14 protein-coding genes, 1 tRNA gene and 1 rRNA gene are annotated in these 16,200 nt (G+C 45.6%); 11 read left to right on the top strand and 5 right to left on the bottom strand.

Translation table 11 applies throughout. The annotated features are described in order from the left end of the window. The first annotated feature begins 58 nt into the window (after positions 1-58). Positions 59-174, top strand: a 5S ribosomal RNA gene (gene rrf / locus VV1_RS21845). Positions 175-276: 102 nt separating this feature from the next. After that, a tRNA-Ser gene (locus tag VV1_RS21850) sits at positions 277-367 on the top strand. A 298-nt stretch (positions 368-665) separates the two neighbouring features. Here VV1_RS21850 and VV1_RS21855 read toward each other — a convergent pair. Continuing rightward, positions 666-1,022: a YibL family ribosome-associated protein gene (locus VV1_RS21855; protein ID WP_011082311.1), complete on the bottom strand. Its 357-nt coding sequence runs from the start codon at positions 1,020-1,022 to the stop codon at positions 666-668. 105 nt (positions 1,023-1,127) lie between these two features. Next, positions 1,128-2,015, bottom strand: coding sequence for an AraC family transcriptional regulator (locus tag VV1_RS21860; RefSeq protein WP_011082312.1), 888 nt, complete (start codon positions 2,013-2,015; stop codon positions 1,128-1,130). A 143-nt stretch (positions 2,016-2,158) separates the two neighbouring features. Between VV1_RS21860 and VV1_RS21865 the strand changes: the two genes are divergently transcribed. Beyond that, the gene (locus tag VV1_RS21865; RefSeq protein WP_011082313.1) at positions 2,159-3,358 is read left to right on the top strand and encodes a sugar efflux transporter; all 1,200 of its coding nucleotides are present in this window, start codon (positions 2,159-2,161) and stop codon (positions 3,356-3,358) included. 11 nt (positions 3,359-3,369) lie between these two features. Here VV1_RS21865 and VV1_RS21870 read toward each other — a convergent pair whose 3' ends face one another. Next, complete coding sequence (locus tag VV1_RS21870) at positions 3,370-4,101, bottom strand: substrate-binding periplasmic protein (protein WP_224639029.1); 732 nt, start codon at positions 4,099-4,101, stop codon at positions 3,370-3,372. A 248-nt stretch (positions 4,102-4,349) separates the two neighbouring features. Here VV1_RS21870 and VV1_RS21875 point away from each other — a divergent pair, with 248 nt between their 5' ends. From VV1_RS21875 to VV1_RS21910, 8 genes are all read left to right on the top strand, one after another. After that, the gene (locus VV1_RS21875) at positions 4,350-4,832 is read left to right on the top strand and encodes a L,D-transpeptidase family protein (protein WP_043921279.1); all 483 of its coding nucleotides are present in this window, start codon (positions 4,350-4,352) and stop codon (positions 4,830-4,832) included. A 248-nt stretch (positions 4,833-5,080) separates the two neighbouring features. Continuing rightward, positions 5,081-5,968, top strand: a complete 888-nt coding sequence (locus VV1_RS21880) for a DMT family transporter (RefSeq protein WP_011082316.1) — start codon at positions 5,081-5,083, stop codon at positions 5,966-5,968. A gap of 161 nt (positions 5,969-6,129) precedes the next feature. After that, positions 6,130-7,083, top strand: a complete 954-nt coding sequence (locus VV1_RS21885; RefSeq protein ID WP_015727515.1) for a lactate/malate family dehydrogenase — start codon at positions 6,130-6,132, stop codon at positions 7,081-7,083. 233 nt (positions 7,084-7,316) lie between these two features. Beyond that, positions 7,317-8,351: an ABC transporter substrate-binding protein gene (locus VV1_RS21890; RefSeq protein ID WP_015727516.1), complete on the top strand. Its 1,035-nt coding sequence runs from the start codon at positions 7,317-7,319 to the stop codon at positions 8,349-8,351. Positions 8,352-8,634: 283 nt separating this feature from the next. Further along, positions 8,635-10,785, top strand: coding sequence for a TonB-dependent receptor plug domain-containing protein (locus VV1_RS21895; protein WP_011082319.1), 2,151 nt, complete (start codon positions 8,635-8,637; stop codon positions 10,783-10,785). Next, positions 10,782-11,321, top strand: coding sequence for a YfiR family protein (locus VV1_RS21900; protein WP_011082320.1), 540 nt, complete (start codon positions 10,782-10,784; stop codon positions 11,319-11,321). Before VV1_RS21895 ends, VV1_RS21900 begins: the two co-directional genes overlap by 4 nt. Further along, on the top strand, positions 11,318-13,237 hold the full coding sequence (locus VV1_RS21905; RefSeq protein WP_011082321.1) for a diguanylate cyclase domain-containing protein: 1,920 nt from the start codon (positions 11,318-11,320) through the stop codon (positions 13,235-13,237). Before VV1_RS21900 ends, VV1_RS21905 begins: the two co-directional genes overlap by 4 nt. A 184-nt stretch (positions 13,238-13,421) precedes the next feature. After that, complete coding sequence (locus tag VV1_RS21910; protein ID WP_015727520.1) at positions 13,422-14,621, top strand: DUF3103 domain-containing protein; 1,200 nt, start codon at positions 13,422-13,424, stop codon at positions 14,619-14,621. A 249-nt stretch (positions 14,622-14,870) separates the two neighbouring features. Here VV1_RS21910 and VV1_RS21915 read toward each other — a convergent pair whose 3' ends face one another. Continuing rightward, a complete protein-coding gene (locus VV1_RS21915) occupies positions 14,871-15,191 on the bottom strand; it encodes a heavy metal-binding domain-containing protein (RefSeq protein WP_011082323.1) in 321 nt (106 codons plus the stop codon). Between the two features lie 102 nt (positions 15,192-15,293). Beyond that, positions 15,294-16,184 carry a LysR substrate-binding domain-containing protein gene (locus VV1_RS21920; protein WP_011082324.1) on the bottom strand — a complete coding sequence of 297 codons (891 nt, stop codon included), beginning with the start codon at positions 16,182-16,184 and terminating at the stop codon, positions 15,294-15,296. Positions 16,185-16,200 lie beyond the last annotated feature (16 nt).

Here is a 16,200-nt window from a genome sequence, read left to right on the forward strand (position 1 = left end):
GCAAGAACGAATTGAATGTGTAGAGAACATAAACAGCTTTCCGAATTTTAAGAATTTGCTTGGCGACCATAGCGTTTTGGACCCACCTGAATCCATTCCGAACTCAGAAGTGAAACGAAATAGCGTCGATGGTAGTGTGGGGTTTCCCCATGTGAGAGTAGAACATCGCCAGGCTTACTTACTGTCTTTAGGTTATTCCTTTTTGTAAAGTGATGTCTGAAGACAAAACTAAAACCTAGCATTATATAAGTAAGACTAAGTTTTAGGACAATTTGTGGAGAGATGGCTGAGTGGTTGAAAGCACCGGTCTTGAAAACCGGCGTACGTTAATAGCGTACCTAGGGTTCAAATCCCTATCTCTCCGCCACTACATAGAAAGCCTGCAAAGTAATTTGCAGGCTTTCGTCATTTCTGACGTTTGGATGTTGGCTTGAAATGACTTTGTGTCTCGTCCTGAAGTAAATGTCACATTGAAGACAGATCATCGCAACTTCACATAATCCCTGAGCCTGCGTTAAGCGTACTTAGCATGATGACACTCTAAGCTCCAAATTTTAGGCTATCGAGATGGGTTAGTGGCGTTATAGGCACTGGCAAACTAGCAGACAAATAAAAAGCCTGAGAGTTATCTCAGGCCTTATCTACAGTCATATATGTAGAGCAACTTAAAATGGTTTAGGTGCAAAGCCAGTCATGACTTCCAAACGCAGTTCTTTACCCATTTTGGTCATTGGATGGACGATCACTAGTCCTTTGACGCTTTTTTTCAGTTTACCGATATCGGCTTGTTCTGCTTTGGTGATCTCACGAGAGAAAGGTAAGTCGAGAATACTCTTGCGCTCTTTGTTACGCTCGTAGCTTTGCTTGTGCTTGAGTTGAGAGAGTTTCTTGCTAACTTGGTCCACTTCATCGGTAAATTTGCTGATCATTTCATGATCGCCACGAGAACGGGCTGCGTCTAGTTTACGCTGGCAAGCATCAAGACGGTTGTGCAGCTGTTGAATATCAGTTTTTAAGCTCATGGGTGTGTTCTCTGTGATAAATGGTCGTGAAGTATATCACATTGATAAAAAGACTCGCTATAAAGAGAGTGCGGTTAACAAGTGCTTAAGCGTAGGTAACGAACATCAGCGAAACTGCGTCCTGAATTGTTTCGGTGTCATCTGTTTCAAGGCTTTAAAGTGACGGTTAAAATTAGAGAGATTCTGAAAACCAGTTTGTTCCGCAATTAATTGGATGGGTAGGTCCGTCCGGGTGAGTTTTTCGCACGCTTTGCCGATTCGATATTGCTTCAAATGCTCCGAGAAACTGCAGCCATAGTGTTTAGCAAAGAGGCGATAGGCAGAGCTTTCACTAAGATGTAAAGCATGGCAAAAATCGTCCATTCGAATGTTTTTGGAGTAATGGCTTTCGATGAATGCTCTGGCGAGTTGCAGCCTTTTATTGGTTGCACCTTGTTCATTCACCGCTTTTAGCTGATAAGGCGTATAAGAGACTCTCTGCGCTGCCTTGTCGTCTGATAGGCACATTAGGATATGAATGATATCAAGAGCTTGGTACTTTCGCTGCTTCTGCTCTAATCCGATTAGGCGTGCTGATAGCTCGTTGACGATGTTTGGAGAGAAGAGTAAGCCGTACTTTGATTCCTCTAAAAGAGCGACAATGCTTTGTGCGTCTGGAATCGTACTCACAATATCCAGTATCCACTGATGACTGAACCATATGATCACGGTGTCTAGGGGTTTGGCTACGTGACTGGTCGACTGGCCTGCAACCATATGAGGCAGTCCTGGCCCATAGAGCAGTAAGGTATTGTGAGATGTGGTTCCTATGGCATCACCCGCAAAATATTTCCCTTCAAAGATGCCATCTGAGTCGAGGTAGAAAACCAGTTCATATTCGGTGTGGTAATGCCATGGGCATGCGAACTCTTCTAAGGGAGCCTCACAGTGATACCTTTTTACTAACCAATTAAAACTCTCTTCAAGCAGTACGTTTTCGACGAAAGGTTTCATGTTGCTAGGCTATTTCGGTCACCTAATTAATGAAAAGTGACGGAATGATATTAGTTAACGATGGAATGGCACCACTTTACGCGGGTTCATGAGAATAAACTAGCCGACATATTCAGCATTTATGAAGTCAGTCGGAAATGAGTATGTTGCAAGATCGTACCGCCATTTTATTTGTGATTACCGCCACCATTATCGGCTTGTGTGGCGCGTTTTTTTATCCACTCACCAGCTTGTTTTTGGTTGAACGGTTGAATGCCACACCGATGATGCTGAGTCTTTATATGGTGGTTGCGGTAATAAGCTCTGTGTCGGTTTCGCAAGTGATCGCAGGCAAATCAGACAGAGGTTGGCAACGTAAGACGATCTTGCTGATTTCGGTCAGTTGTCAGCTTGTGACCGTATTTAGCTTTATTTTTATCCGTGAGTACTGGATTGCGATTGTCGTGGTTTCTTTATTGGGCAGCATCAGTGGTGCGGCATTTGGGCAACTTTTTGCTCTGGGAAGAGAGTATGGCGACAAGTATGTGACTGACAGCGCGAGCTTTGTTTCCACTATGCGAGCGGGAATAGCGATCGCTTGGGTATTTGGTCCTCCGTTGGCTTTTCTGCTCAAAGCGGCTTATGGCTTTGAAGCGTCATTTACTGTCGCAGCCACCATTATTGCTATGTCAATTTTAGTGATATTTCTTGGTATCCCTAATGTCGAACGTAACCTCCGTGTAGAAAAAGAGCCTAGTAGGGCGAATGGGGGCTGGGTATCTTCAGTGAATCCGTTGGTGTCTATTTATTGCCTCATTATCGTGCTCGCGTTTGCTGCAAACAATCTCTACATCGTTTCGATGCCGTTGTACTTGTCTCAAGAATTGAAAGTCGATGCAAACTGGCTTGGCGTGTTGTTTGGAGTGGCTGCGCTGTGCGAGATTCCAGTGATGTTGTGGGCTGGGAAGTTGGCCAGGAGATGGAGTGCATTGACCATAATGAAAGTCGGTATTGCTTCAGGAGTGCTTTTCTACAGCGTGATGTTATTGGCGACCAACTACACGCACCTCATTGTTGCTCAAATACTGAATGGCATTTTTATCGGGACCTGTGCAACGCTGGGGATGGTTGTCATGCAGGATATGATGAAAGACAAGTTAGGTACTGCTTCAACTTTGTTTTCCAACATGTTGCAGCTAAGTATGCTGGTGTCGAGTTTGTCGGTCGGCGTGGTTGGTGAACTATTTAATTACTACAGCAGTTTTTACGTGAGTTTGTTTGGTGTCTCTTTAGCACTGATTTTACTGATCTGCTGCCAAACTAGACTCTCTGCTTCGGCTAAGCTTGTGCCCAACTCAAATTAGCCCTCAGAGAATCAATGGTAATATTGCCGATAAATGGAGTCGGTAATGCCGGAGATTTTCATCTCCATCAGCTCTTTTTGAAAACGAAACGCGAGGCAATCCGAGGCGATCACTGTAGGGAAGTTGATAACGCTTTGTGGCTGACGGCCATCAAAGCTTAGATTAGGTACTTCCGAATAGTGGGAAGAGTATCGGGAAAAACCTAAATAGATGGGTTGGATGCCTCCGCAACAGTCTGGATGTACTTTCACATCTTGAGGTTGTTCTTGTTTTAGATAGTAGAGCAGAGATTCTCGATTATAGATGTAAAAGTCCCCACGCTTTTTACGCAGTAGTTCGAAGGCGTCTGCAATGGTCATTTCCGGTGCGGAGTAGATAGAAACGCCTTTCAGCCCGCTAGCAAAGCCTGGAGACCCCAAAGCTTGTACAACGGTATAGCCATCAAGCTGTGATAATGCCGTTATGTCGGGAAAATCTGCGCGTGACACCCCTATTTCTCCCCCCGGAAAACCATTTTCAATGAAATAGGTATAACGTGCTCGTGTTTCGTTGTAATTGAAAGCGGGATAGAAGTCGATATCGCCGGCCTCTAGTAGTTTAAGAATTCGGTTTTTTGGGCCCCGAATGATCTTGAGCTTACAACCGATGCGTTCTGCGGCTAACGAATAAAAGTCTAAATAAAGGCCACTGTTATCGGGTGACTCTGCAATGAGCGGTAAGCGTTCATTGGTTCTATATCCCATGGTTAGCGTGCAAGACAACGCGACCTGGGAAAACATCCATAAAACTATGGTGCAAACCAGCCAACGATATAAATTATAGAAAACAAAGGAGGAGGGAAATGTGCGTTGGTGTGTCATTGGCATTTTCCAGCAAATCTCACTGACTATGCATAAAGCATAGCGCAAACTTGATGTTTTCTACCACGCAGTTGCCCGTTCTTTTCCTCGTCCGGTATAGTGTGGGAAACGCTTTTCTTAAACGGTGAATGATGCGATTACTGTTGATGCTATTGATACTCAGCACTGGCTCAGTTTGCTTTGCAAACGAGCAAGTTGATTGGGTGAAAGTGGATAAATCAAAACGGCGACTTTACCTCATGTCGGGTGAGGAAGTCATACGTGAATATCGAATCGCATTGGGCAAACAACCAAAAGGGCATAAGGTTCAAGAAGGCGATCAACGTACCCCTGAAGGGATTTACACGTTGGACTATGTGACAGAAGAGTCTGCCTTTTATCGCTCTGTACACATCAGTTACCCGAATCCGATAGACAGCTTACTGGCAAAGGAAAAAGGGCTCTCTCCTGGTGGTGATATCAAGGTGCATGGCCTGCGTGATGGTGAACAGCGAGATCCGCGATTTGTGCAAAGCTTTGATTGGACGAACGGGTGTATTGCACTCACCAACCAAGAGATGGATGAGTTTATCCGTTTAGTTAAGATGGGTACCCCTATTCATATTGAGTGGTAATTTATCTCTTTCTGTTATTCGGGTTACAAATGTTTCTTGTGTGATCTTTTCAATCCATCGACAACAGTTCGTTTTCTTTTTAATTAATGGTTAAGTAATTCTCACTGAGTGAGAATTTACTCGCCCACCGTGTCGCGATATCGGTTGCGTTTTGGCATTATGTTTTTGCTCAATAAATATCCTGCTTATGTCGGGAAATAATAACCAACGGAGAGATTCATCTTCGAACAAGTAAAAGAGTAAAACTTTTGAATTCTGAACGTAAAGCTGCCAGCATTTTAATTCTTGCAACAATCCTTTCTGCCTTTGGGTGGATTTTTTCTAAAGAGACCATACAAGGGCTGCCGCCATTTGGTTTTGTCGGTCTGCGCTTTTTAATCGCCTCACTCTGCTTACTCCCCTTTTGCTACCGTTCTCTGTTTAAAGCCAGTTGGGGGGATGTTCGCTCCGCAGCGTTAGTGGGATTACTCTTAGCCACGGCACTGATGAGTTGGATTCATGCGATTTCCATCAGCGACACCTTGGGGGAAGGGGCATTTATCCTCAGCCTCTCCATGTTGATGGTGCCATTTGTTGCTTGGGTGCTGTTTAAGCAAAGACCCAAACGCATTTTCTGGGTCTCTTTGCCGATTGCCGCGTCGGGGTTGGCTTTCCTCTCTTTGGCGGATGGTTGGCAGAGTTCGGTCAGTCAGTTGTGGTTTCTGTTTAATGCGGTCGTTTTGGCTTTGCACTTCAATATCAATAGCAAATATTCGCAAACACTCCCCATCTTGGTTTTAACCTGTATTCAACTGTTTGTGACGGGGGTGATTGGTTTGTCGGCCAGTTTGCTCTTCGAAAGCGTGCCAACTCATATAGAGCCAACGATCTGGGCTTGGTTTGCGGCGAGTACCATTCTCGCTACCGCATTGCGATACGTGATGCAGACAATGGCTCAAAAGCAGATCAATCCAGGCAATGCGGCGCTTATCATGATCCTCGAACCTGTTTGGACTGTGATACTGAGTGTGTTGTGGTACAGCGAATCTCTTTCGACCAACAAGCTTGTTGGCTGCGGTCTGATCTTATTCTCACTGATTTTGTATCGGACAGACGGTAAGCTAAGCTTGTTAGTGAAGAGTCAAAAATCCGTATAGAGAGAGTGAAAAATCGTCAACTTATCGACTCATATATCGTAAAGAGAAGAGCAGTTAGATGTTTCAACTTAATTATGTCTTATTGGCCAAATAAAATGGAAGTGGTTGGCGTAATCAGCATAAAATTGTGATCTAAGTTGTACTATGTCAGGGAATGAATGATGAAAATAGGGGTAATTGGCGCTGGATCAGTGGGCGTGGGCATTTGTAACTACCTTCTCACGATGGGAAGCGTCAGTGAGTTGGTGCTATTGGACCAGAACTTAGAGCGGGCGGAAGGGGAAGTGTTTGATTTTCGCCATACAGCGGCGCTGACCTTTTCGAAAAACACCCATATTATTCCCACCAAAGATTATCTCGATCTACTCGCGGCCGACATTGTGGTGATCACGGCCGGAGCACAGATCAAACAAGGGCAAACTCGTATTGATATTGCAGAAATCAACGCCAAAATTGGGGTTGATATTGCGCGCCAAGTGGAGCGAGTTGCACCTAACGCCATCTTAATCGTTGTTTCAAACCCATGTGATTTGGTGAGTCATTTTATAGTTAGTAACACGACCTTTAAACCAAGCAAGGTGATCAGTAGTGGTTGTGTGATTGATACTGCACGTCTGATGACCATCGTTGCCAACCGTGTGCAACTTGATCCCAAAAATGTCTTCGGTTATGTATTGGGGGAACATGGTAGTCACTGTTTCACACCGAAAAGTTTGATTTCTATTGCTGGACAACCTGCCGATTATTACTGCGATACCAATCATATCAAGCGTATTGATGCTGATGAGTTACTGGAGTCAGTCAAACAAGCGGGTTATGAGATTTTCAAGCGAAAGCACAACACCACTCATGGCATCTCCGCCAGCGTGTTTCGTATCATCCAAGCCATTATGATCAACGAGAAATCTGTTTTGCCTGTTGGAACCATGTTGTCCGGGCAATATGGGCTCGACAATGTGCTCATGAGCTTACCAACGGTAGTGGGTAAGCAAGGTGCAGAAAAAGTCTTGATGCATCCTTTTAGCGATGAAGAGCTCTCAACGTTGGCGCGGATTGCGGAGAATGTCACCGCCGTTGTAAATGAAGTGGCTCAAGTGACGGGGTTAAAAGCGTAAAGCAACCTATGCAAAATCGCCTGATTTATACAGGCGATTTTTGTTTATAACCCATGAATTAATCTCAAAAAAAGCCCCCTCGAAGACTCTGGCAACCCACCATCGCGTGATGAATAAAACGACAAATCTGTTGACTCGTAACGACAAATTTATTTTTCTTTCAAATCATTAACAATTGCCTAATTATGCGCGTGACCCCCAGCATGGTGCTGGTACTGTTTGGATTGCAAACTATGAAAATGTTCATCAAAGGATTGGTTCTGAGCGCGCTCTCATTTAGCTCTCTTTCTCAGGCAGAGAATGAAGTGCTAAACGTTTATGCTTGGGGAAGTTACTTACCTGAAGCGTCATTAAAGGCTTTCGAAAAACAAGAAGGTGTCACGATTAATTATTCAACTTTTGAAAATAATGAATCGATGTACACTAAGCTTAAGTTGCTGAAAGGGACGGGTTACGACGTGGTTTTCGCTTCGGCCTATTTCATTGAAAAAATGGGACGTGAAGGGTTACTGACGAAGCTAGATCATAGCAAAATTCCAAACATGCAAGACACCATGGATGGCCTATTAGGCCAAGCCCACGATCCAAACAACGATTACTCGTTGCCTTACATTTGGGGTATTACGGGCATCAGTTACAACGAAAGCATGGTTGATGCCCCAGTTACGCGTTGGGCTGATCTGTGGGATAAGAAATACGCACAACAAGTTATGCTCATTGACGATATCCGTGACGTATTTGGTATGGCACTGAAGCTAAATGGCTACAGCATCAATACGAAAAACGAAGATGAGATCAAAAAAGCCTACGAGTCCTTGGTCGCGCTAAAGAACAATGTCCTGCTTTATAACTCAGACGCACCTCAAGTGCCTTACGTCTCTGGAGAAACGTCGGTTGGTATGCAATGGAATGGCAATGCTTACCAAGGTCAAGTTGAAATGCCAGAGCTTAAGTTTGTCATGCCTGAAGAAGGTGCGGTTATGTGGATGGATAACTTCACGATTCCGTCAGGCAGCAAGCACAAAGAGCTCGCACATAAGTTCATCAACTTTATGTACCAGCCTGAGCATCAAGCAGAAATCGTTAACAGCTTAGGCTATGCGTCGGCTACAAATGCAGGCAGAGCGCTGTTACCTGATGAGCTAAAAAACAACCCAACGATTTTCCCAGCGGATGCCGATGTGAAGAAAGGGGAGTTTATTAATGATGTGGGTCCAGAAGCGCTCGCCATTTATGAGAAATACTGGCAGCGTTTAAGAACACAATAAGCACGTTTTATACCTAAGGAGCGCAATGCGCTCCTTTTTTATTTTTCCCGAAAAATTCCATTTCAATAATCACAATAAATGCATTTAACCAATTGATATAAGTGGCTTATTGAAGCTTTTCGTTGGCGATGTAAGTTTTGTCTTAGTGGCTCACAAAAACAGAAATATGAGCTGTGTCTTGATGTTTGTGTACCTCTTTATTGGTACATTGTTCTGATTATTTTGATAAAGTGACACAATGAGTGTTTAGCTCGATTCGTCGTCGCCACAAGTAGCAGACAGCATGCGTTCAATACCGTTCTATTCCGTTTTATTGCCATCCATTCTTATCTTGCCATCCAGTGTGGCAAGTGAGGATCTTCTCAGCTTATTAGATATGCCACTGTCTTCTTTGGCTGAAACAAAAGTGGTATCCGCAACCAAAACATCACAAAGCTTGGCCGATACCCCCGCCTCGGTTTACGTCATCACCGCTAAAGAAATTAACCGCTCAGGTGCTCGCTCGGTGGCCGATGTGCTTGCGTTGGCGCCAGGACTGCATGTGGCTAAATTTTCTAATTATGATTGGGGTATTACCGCACGTGGGAGTAATCAGCCATTAAGCAATACCCTATTGGTGATGGTTGATGGACGCAGTGTGTTTAACCCGATGTTTTCGGGTGTTGACTGGGATCTTATCCCCGTCAGTTTAGCCAATATCGCGCAAATTGAGATCGTCCTTGGTCCAGTAGGTACCATATGGGGTGGCAATGCGGTGACTGGTGTGGTGAACATCATTACCAAAGATCCAGAAGAGGCTGACAAGGCGACACTGACCGCGCAAGTGGGTAACTTCGACTATCAAGAGTATCAAATGCGGCATGCTGCACCGCTTGGTGAATATGCTTATGTCAGTGGTTATCTGGAATTTGTCGAACACAAACCTTGGACCAGCGAAGAAGCACGCGTGCAACCGCACCAAGATTATGCGGTGTACACCGAACGTTTTGGTGCACGCTTGGATTACCAATATTTGGCTAACACGATTAGTGCACAAGTGGGTGGGATTCGCTCAAAAGAAGATTACCAGTGGGGAACGCTTAATCCCTATTTTCTCTTCCCAGACAAAGCCGATATTGATTTCTACGACACCAAAATGACGATGGAAGAGTACTTTGCTGGCGTGCAACATATCTATGACCACCATTCAGGGAATCGCTGGCATAACGAAGCGTGGCTAACATACAGCGCGAACGACAGTACGGATAGAAATGCCCGATTCACTCGTCTCGACCTCGATTCTCATATTGTGGTGCAAGATTGGTTTGGTAGCCAATTGACGATTGGGGGAAATGTCCGCCTCATCGACGAAGAATTTGGTACCTATTCGCCGCAAGAACATTTCTCCATGCCTTACTTGCGTATTGCTCAACAAGCAGATTTTTTCAGCCAAAGCTATGGTGTGTATGTCAATTGGAATCTAGAAGTGACGGAGAAAACCGATCTCATTTTAGGCAGTCGCTGGCAATACAATAACCTTACCAAAGAGGTAGATGCGCAACCGCAGGTACGTGCCAGCTATGAACTTGCTGACAATCAGCGCATATGGGCAGGCTGGGGCAAGGCGATTGTCACGCCATCTCGTCTTGAGTTAACCACTGCGCTGCAAAGTAACAATTACATTGAAGGTATACTATCGGATGGTAAAAATTACTATGACTATTTCTATTCCTTTATTTATCAAGGAAGTGAAGATTTACGTGTAGAAAACGTGGAAACTTACGAACTGGGCTATCGAATTTGGTCCGATGAAGTGTGGCAGTTCAGCGCAGGCACTTATTACAGTAAGCACCACAATATTCGAGCGTATGCGGGTGTTGCTTCGAGTCAAATTGTGTTGCCTGGTAACTCCTCACCTGGCACGGTCGGAACCGTGATCGAGCAGTATGTTTCACAGTTGGTGGATCCCCTTTGGTCAGAAACCGTCGGAGGCGAGTTGGCCTTCAAGTGGGCACCGATTGATGCTGTGCAACTCAACATGAATTACAGCTACAAGCGCATTATTGGTCATTGTGAAGGGGCGATTTGTGGTTCAAACCAAGCCGTGAAACGTGAGTTAGAGAACCAACCTAACCATTTTGTCAACGCTCAGCTCATGTGGGACATCACTCCGCAATGGTGGGCGAGCAGCACACTTCAATACATTTCAGAGTCACAAATGCACTCGGACTATACCTCCGATGAGCGTTACCAATGGCCGGAAGTATTCAGTGTGGGTATTGCATTGAGCTGGCAGCACAGCAAGGCGTATCCGAGGTTGACTGCTGTGGTGGAAAACCTTGGAGCAGACCAAAGTACAGAGTTTCCACAAGCGTTTTCCCCCTATCAAAATGGGGTGCAGTACTGGCTGACGCTAGCTTGGTCTCCTTCCATGGAGCAGGGTAGTGCCCTATGAGGCAGAGTAGGCTAAGCGCGAAATTGCTTTGTCGAGTCGCACTTTTTTGGGGGGTGTATTGTCTTGCCGCCCCCGCTTGGCCTAAATACAGCGATGAAGATTTGAAAGCGGTGTATTTGTATCGTTTTGCCTCGCTGGCCGATTGGCAATCGACGCCTTTAGCGCAGCAGAAGACACGCTATTGTGGTGAATTTAATAGTGTCATCGCCGAACGCTTAAAAGCCATAGTGGAAACTCAGCCTGAGGCGGCCACTTTCTCATACTTAGAGGAGGTGGACCCGCAAGAGTCCTGCCATTTGGTGTTTGTCGAATCCAATCCTCAGACGGCACTGCCGACACTCCAGCTGCGCTACCCTCACGCTCTTCTGGTGGGAAATGGTGAGAAGTTTGTTCGCCTCGGTGGGATGATCGCCTTTATTAAAGTGAATAATCGCATCTTGCCATTAATCTCTCGTAAGCATGTTGAACCAAGCCAGATTCGCTTGAGAGCCCAATTGTTGAGTATTGCTCAGTTGTATGAGGAGCCCACTCAATGATGACCAAACGCTTTGCCCGTTTACCGCTGCGCTACAAGATGACGCTGCCGACATGGTTGCTGTTTACCGTGATATTTATCTGCGTCGGTGGGGCGGCCATCAAAGTGATCTCCTTGTCTCACTACGAAGGCTTGCATGGGCGCATTAAGATCCTTTCACAAGGGGTGGCCAGCACTTTACAAGCGGCGTTGACTTTCGCCGACGCAGCAACGGCAAAAGAGCAGCTGAACATTTTGACCTTTGACCCCGACATCATCGCGGCACAAGTCAAAAGTACCGATTTGCTGACCAAGGCCGCGATCCATCGTCTACCACAAGACTGTTACTGGGATGACCTCAATGTGCTGTGCCGCAACCAAGAGATCATGAGCTTAAGTCAAGAGATCGTCTTGGGCAGTGAAGTGCTGGGTGAATTGGAAGTGTGGGTCTCATTGGAAGCCTACTTTGAACGAAAACGCAGAATGTGGCTCACGCTTGGGGTGATCGCCGTGACCTTATCATTTATGGTGTGGTGGTTTGCTCGTGTGCTGCACAATGTCTTTGTCATGCCACTGACCTCATTGCATCGCTCTATGGAGCAGATGTCGCGTTTTGGCGTGTTGAAAAAAGAGCTGCCGATTTACCACGATGATGAACTGGGCAAGCTAACCCGCTGCTTTAACGAGATGGTGCTCAGTCTGCGAGATCGAGAAAGCGATCTTCAAAACGTGCTCAATGACTTGGAAGCGCGCAACCGCTATATCCAACGAGCGCTGGGTGCCATGCGTCGAGGGGTATTGGTTGTCTCTGAAAACAAAACCATCAGCTATTTCAATCCGGCGGCACAAAAAGAGCTGAAGATTGAAAACGAAGGAGAAAACATCGCGCAGCGACTCGAGGCTTATTATGAGCCTAAAATGGCGGTGGATGCGTTAATGCACTCTATCGTCAATGGTTGCAAAGGCAAAGCGGTGGAACTGCGTGCCCGTGATGGGGAACGAAGATACCGAGTTACCTGTCACCCAATGTCGGAAGGCAAAGAGACACTGGTTCAGTTCGAAGATATCTCAGAAGCTTATTTAGCCGAGCAGCGTCGCAAACTGATTGACTTGATGTTTGAACAAAACCAAGACGCGATTTTGGTGCTCTCACGTACATTCTCGGTTGAAACACAAAACCTCACCAGTCTGCGTTGGTTTGGCGAAGTACACCGGTTAGAAGAGATTCACGACTACGACTCTTTACAGTTTACTCAAGCTGAACTCAAGGCATTGATGAAAAGCGGTGGTTTGATTCGAGCCATGGAAGTGAAGTGTCAAGATGGCAGTCTGTTACCTTGTCAGCTGAAACTCAGGGTACTCAAAAGCACCTCCGGTCGTGTAGAAGCATTCGTGGTGACGCTAAGTGATCTATCGGTGGAAAGAGAGCTTAAGCGTTTAAATTATGTGGCGAATCACGATCCGTTGACGGGTTTAGCCAATCGCTCCCACGCCTTTCAATCTTTGCAAACTGAGCATGATCAAGGCAAAGATCAATATCTGCTCTTTTTGGATTTGGACGGTTTTAAAGCCGTCAATGATCAGTTTGGTCATGCTATTGGGGATGACCTGTTGCGAGTGGTCGCCAAACGGCTAAAGAACAGCGTGTTTAATCGCGACTTGGTGGCTCGTCTCGCGGGCGATGAATTTTTGATTGGTATTCGAGATGCGCATACTTACGTGCCTGTGGTGGAACGCATTTTAGAGCAGCTACAACAGCCAATCAGCATTGATGGATGCTTATGTGATGTCACTGCGAGTATTGGCGTGAGCCATTGGGCAGTCAAAGATGGCGCTTCTCTTGAGGAGCGGATACATCATGCAGACGAAGCGATGTATGTCGCTAAGCGGCTTGGGAAAAACCAATATTGCTGTTTGCAAGACGAACTCACTGTTTAAGCTAACAATTTATGTTGATTTAGATAAATCTACTTTATCAATTCCTTATGTGAAATTTGATCCTGTGGGCAGAGTTTATACAATTTTATAAAAGCGAATTGAATGAATGGTGTTCGGTGGTATTTTGGATATGAATGGAGCAATAGCTCTATTTGTATCCAATCAAATCATAGAAGGACACCAGATGAAAAAGAAAATAATACTGTCCGCACTCTGTACTTTAGCGCTTGTTGGCTGCCAGTCTGAAGAGACAAAAGTGACCAACATCTCTAATGAGAAAGCGGAAGATATCGTCAATACCAAACGTGAGCTTGCCAAGCAACTGGGCGAAAACTACAGCTCGGTTGAATCCACGCTTCGTCAAAACATCAACGCTCAGCAACTCAATGTTCCCATCTCCACTTTGGTTGAGCAGAAACCACAGGCACAAATGAGCCGACGTTTCGTTCAAGCCGATGAACAAATTCGAACATGGAAAGGCGTGAGTGAGTACACCGACGAGCTGCTTGAAGTTCGCCTTGCCAATGAAGCGATGCTCGCGGCTTGGCAGAAAGGGGACGTTTCACCATTGTTTGCTTTTGAACCAAGTGGTGATGATGAGCTTTGGCAGTACATTGAAGCATTTGATATCAACGGCCAGATCCACCAATTGGATGTTTACAACATGCCTGATGTGCCAGTCATTGTTGTCGATAACAACAGTACAAAAGAGCTTAAAGCAGGCCTACAAGCTATGCAGGCGGAGATGAAACGCTTAGGTCAACCTACGCAGATTCAGCCTTATGTGGTGGAAAAAGAACGCGATGCAGCCCCTCGCATGGCACCGCAGTACAACCTTTCTGCAGAAACGACCGCGCCAATCCAAACCACACAGCTGAAGAAAATCCGCTTATCTGATGACCAAGAGCCTTGGATCTCAGGCAAAGCAGAGATCTATGCCATTGTGACGGGGGTGAATCCGAGTCGAGATGAGCCAGCGTTGGATCTTGTGGAGATGCCTTATCTGGATTATGACAACAAAGATTATTACCCCAATCAAATTGTGATCCATTGGTCCCGCTATCGCTGGGGTGCCGCGGATATGGTGTTGATGGAACAAGATGATGGCACGGATTACAAACAGTTAGCTAAGTTACTGGTCCAGGTGGCAGAAGAAGTGTTGAAAGCGATTCCTGATCCAGAAGTGCAGGCGTACGCGATAATCCCGCAGATCACCAATAAAATTATTGATGCGATCCCCGATGGCGTCCTAACCAACGATGATGACTTTGTCGACGTGTACTACACGCTCATGCAAGATACGTCATATGTGGATCACCCAGGTGCTGGGGTCAATGCGGTGGTGACGTTGGAGCCTTTGACGATTAATCCAACACGCCCGTAGTTCTTAAGTAAGAAAATCTCAGGTAAGAAAAAGTAAAAAGGCCGAGTTCAGTTGAACTCGGCCAATTCCAGACGCGCAAGCGAAAGCGTCGTAAATCTGCATCACATTGGATATGCATGCAATTTAAAAGCTTTTTCCTTTAGGTGTAAATACTTTAAGACAAGCTTTCATAATAATTTCATATTTCCTGAACTAAAGTCTTAGTTCTTATGCATAAAAATAGCGCATTAGATGCGCTATTATGAATTTCTATTCTATAACGACGGCCGTACCACTGGCTGAAACCATCAGCATGCCATTGCTCTGTCCCAAGACTTCATAGTCGATATCAACACCGACGATCGCATTGGCACCCAACTCACGAGCTTTTTGTTCCAGCTCTTGAAAAGCAATCGTTCTTGCTCTTTCCAACTCGCGTTCATACGTACCAGAACGTCCACCAACCATGTCTCGAATTCCGGCAAAGAGATCTTTAAACAGGTTCGCACCCAAAATGGCTTCTCCTGCAATAACGCCTTTGTAAGCGATGATTTTTTTGCCTTCGATATGTTGAGTCGTTGTAACGATCATATTTGTCACCCTCTTTTGGTTAAAAATGCAATGTAAAGTATTCACTGAGGGAATGGTTTTAATCTAACTTGCGTCTTGACGCATGGCAAGCCGGAATTTTTCTCATTTTGGTATGAAGTCATTCCTGATCCAATTGCGCAGCGTTAAAACACTTTCGTTTTTGAGTTTGCTAGGATGGCACACCCAATAGAAAGCGAGATCAGGATTCACCACACTCGGGCCTACTTGCGTGAGCAGCCCGGCATCAATGTCATCTTTGACGAACAGTTTATGGGTCACTAGCACGCCCAATCGTCTTATGGTTGCTTGAACCGCCTGAACCGAAACTAAAAACTGCAAATGCTTATCGGTTTTAGGTAGTGGGAACTGCTGTGCTTGGCACCAAATATCCCAATCGTTTTTTCTCCGCTCATTCGTTACGGTGATGATGCGCGATTGGGCCAGCAGCTCGGGCACAGAAGGCTGATGAGCAAGTAACTCAGGGCTACAAACCAGAATCAGTTCATCGTCACTGAGTTTTTCACAGTAGTAATCTTGCCATTCATCAGGGCTACCATGGACCAGTGCTACGTCGACCCCTTGTTGCTCAAGATGAAAAATGCCCGTCAAATTGGAGAGCCGAACATCCAAGTTGGGCGCAAATTGTTGTAAGTCATCCAAACGTGGGATCCACCAGTGCAGAGCGAGGGAGTTCACCATGTTGAGAGTTATTCGTCCTATGTCATTGGACTGCGCCAACTCTTCGGTTGCTTTAACGATCTGCTCTAGTGCTGGCGCGACTTGTTTGTAATATTTCTTACCATGATTGTTTAACTGAACGTGCCGCCCCACTCTTTCAAACAGTGGCCGATTGACTTGAGTTTCTAGTGATTTTACCGCTTGGCTGATTGCAGAATGGCTAACATGAAGCAGATTGGCCGCTTCGGTCATACTGCCCGTTTCCGCCACCGCGACAAAAGCATAGAGAGATTTGAGTGGCACTTGTTTTCTCATGTTAGTTTTCCTTACA

Origin of the sequence: Vibrio vulnificus CMCP6 (assembly GCF_000039765.1) — a bacterium.
GTDB lineage: Bacteria > Pseudomonadota > Gammaproteobacteria > Enterobacterales > Vibrionaceae > Vibrio > Vibrio vulnificus_B.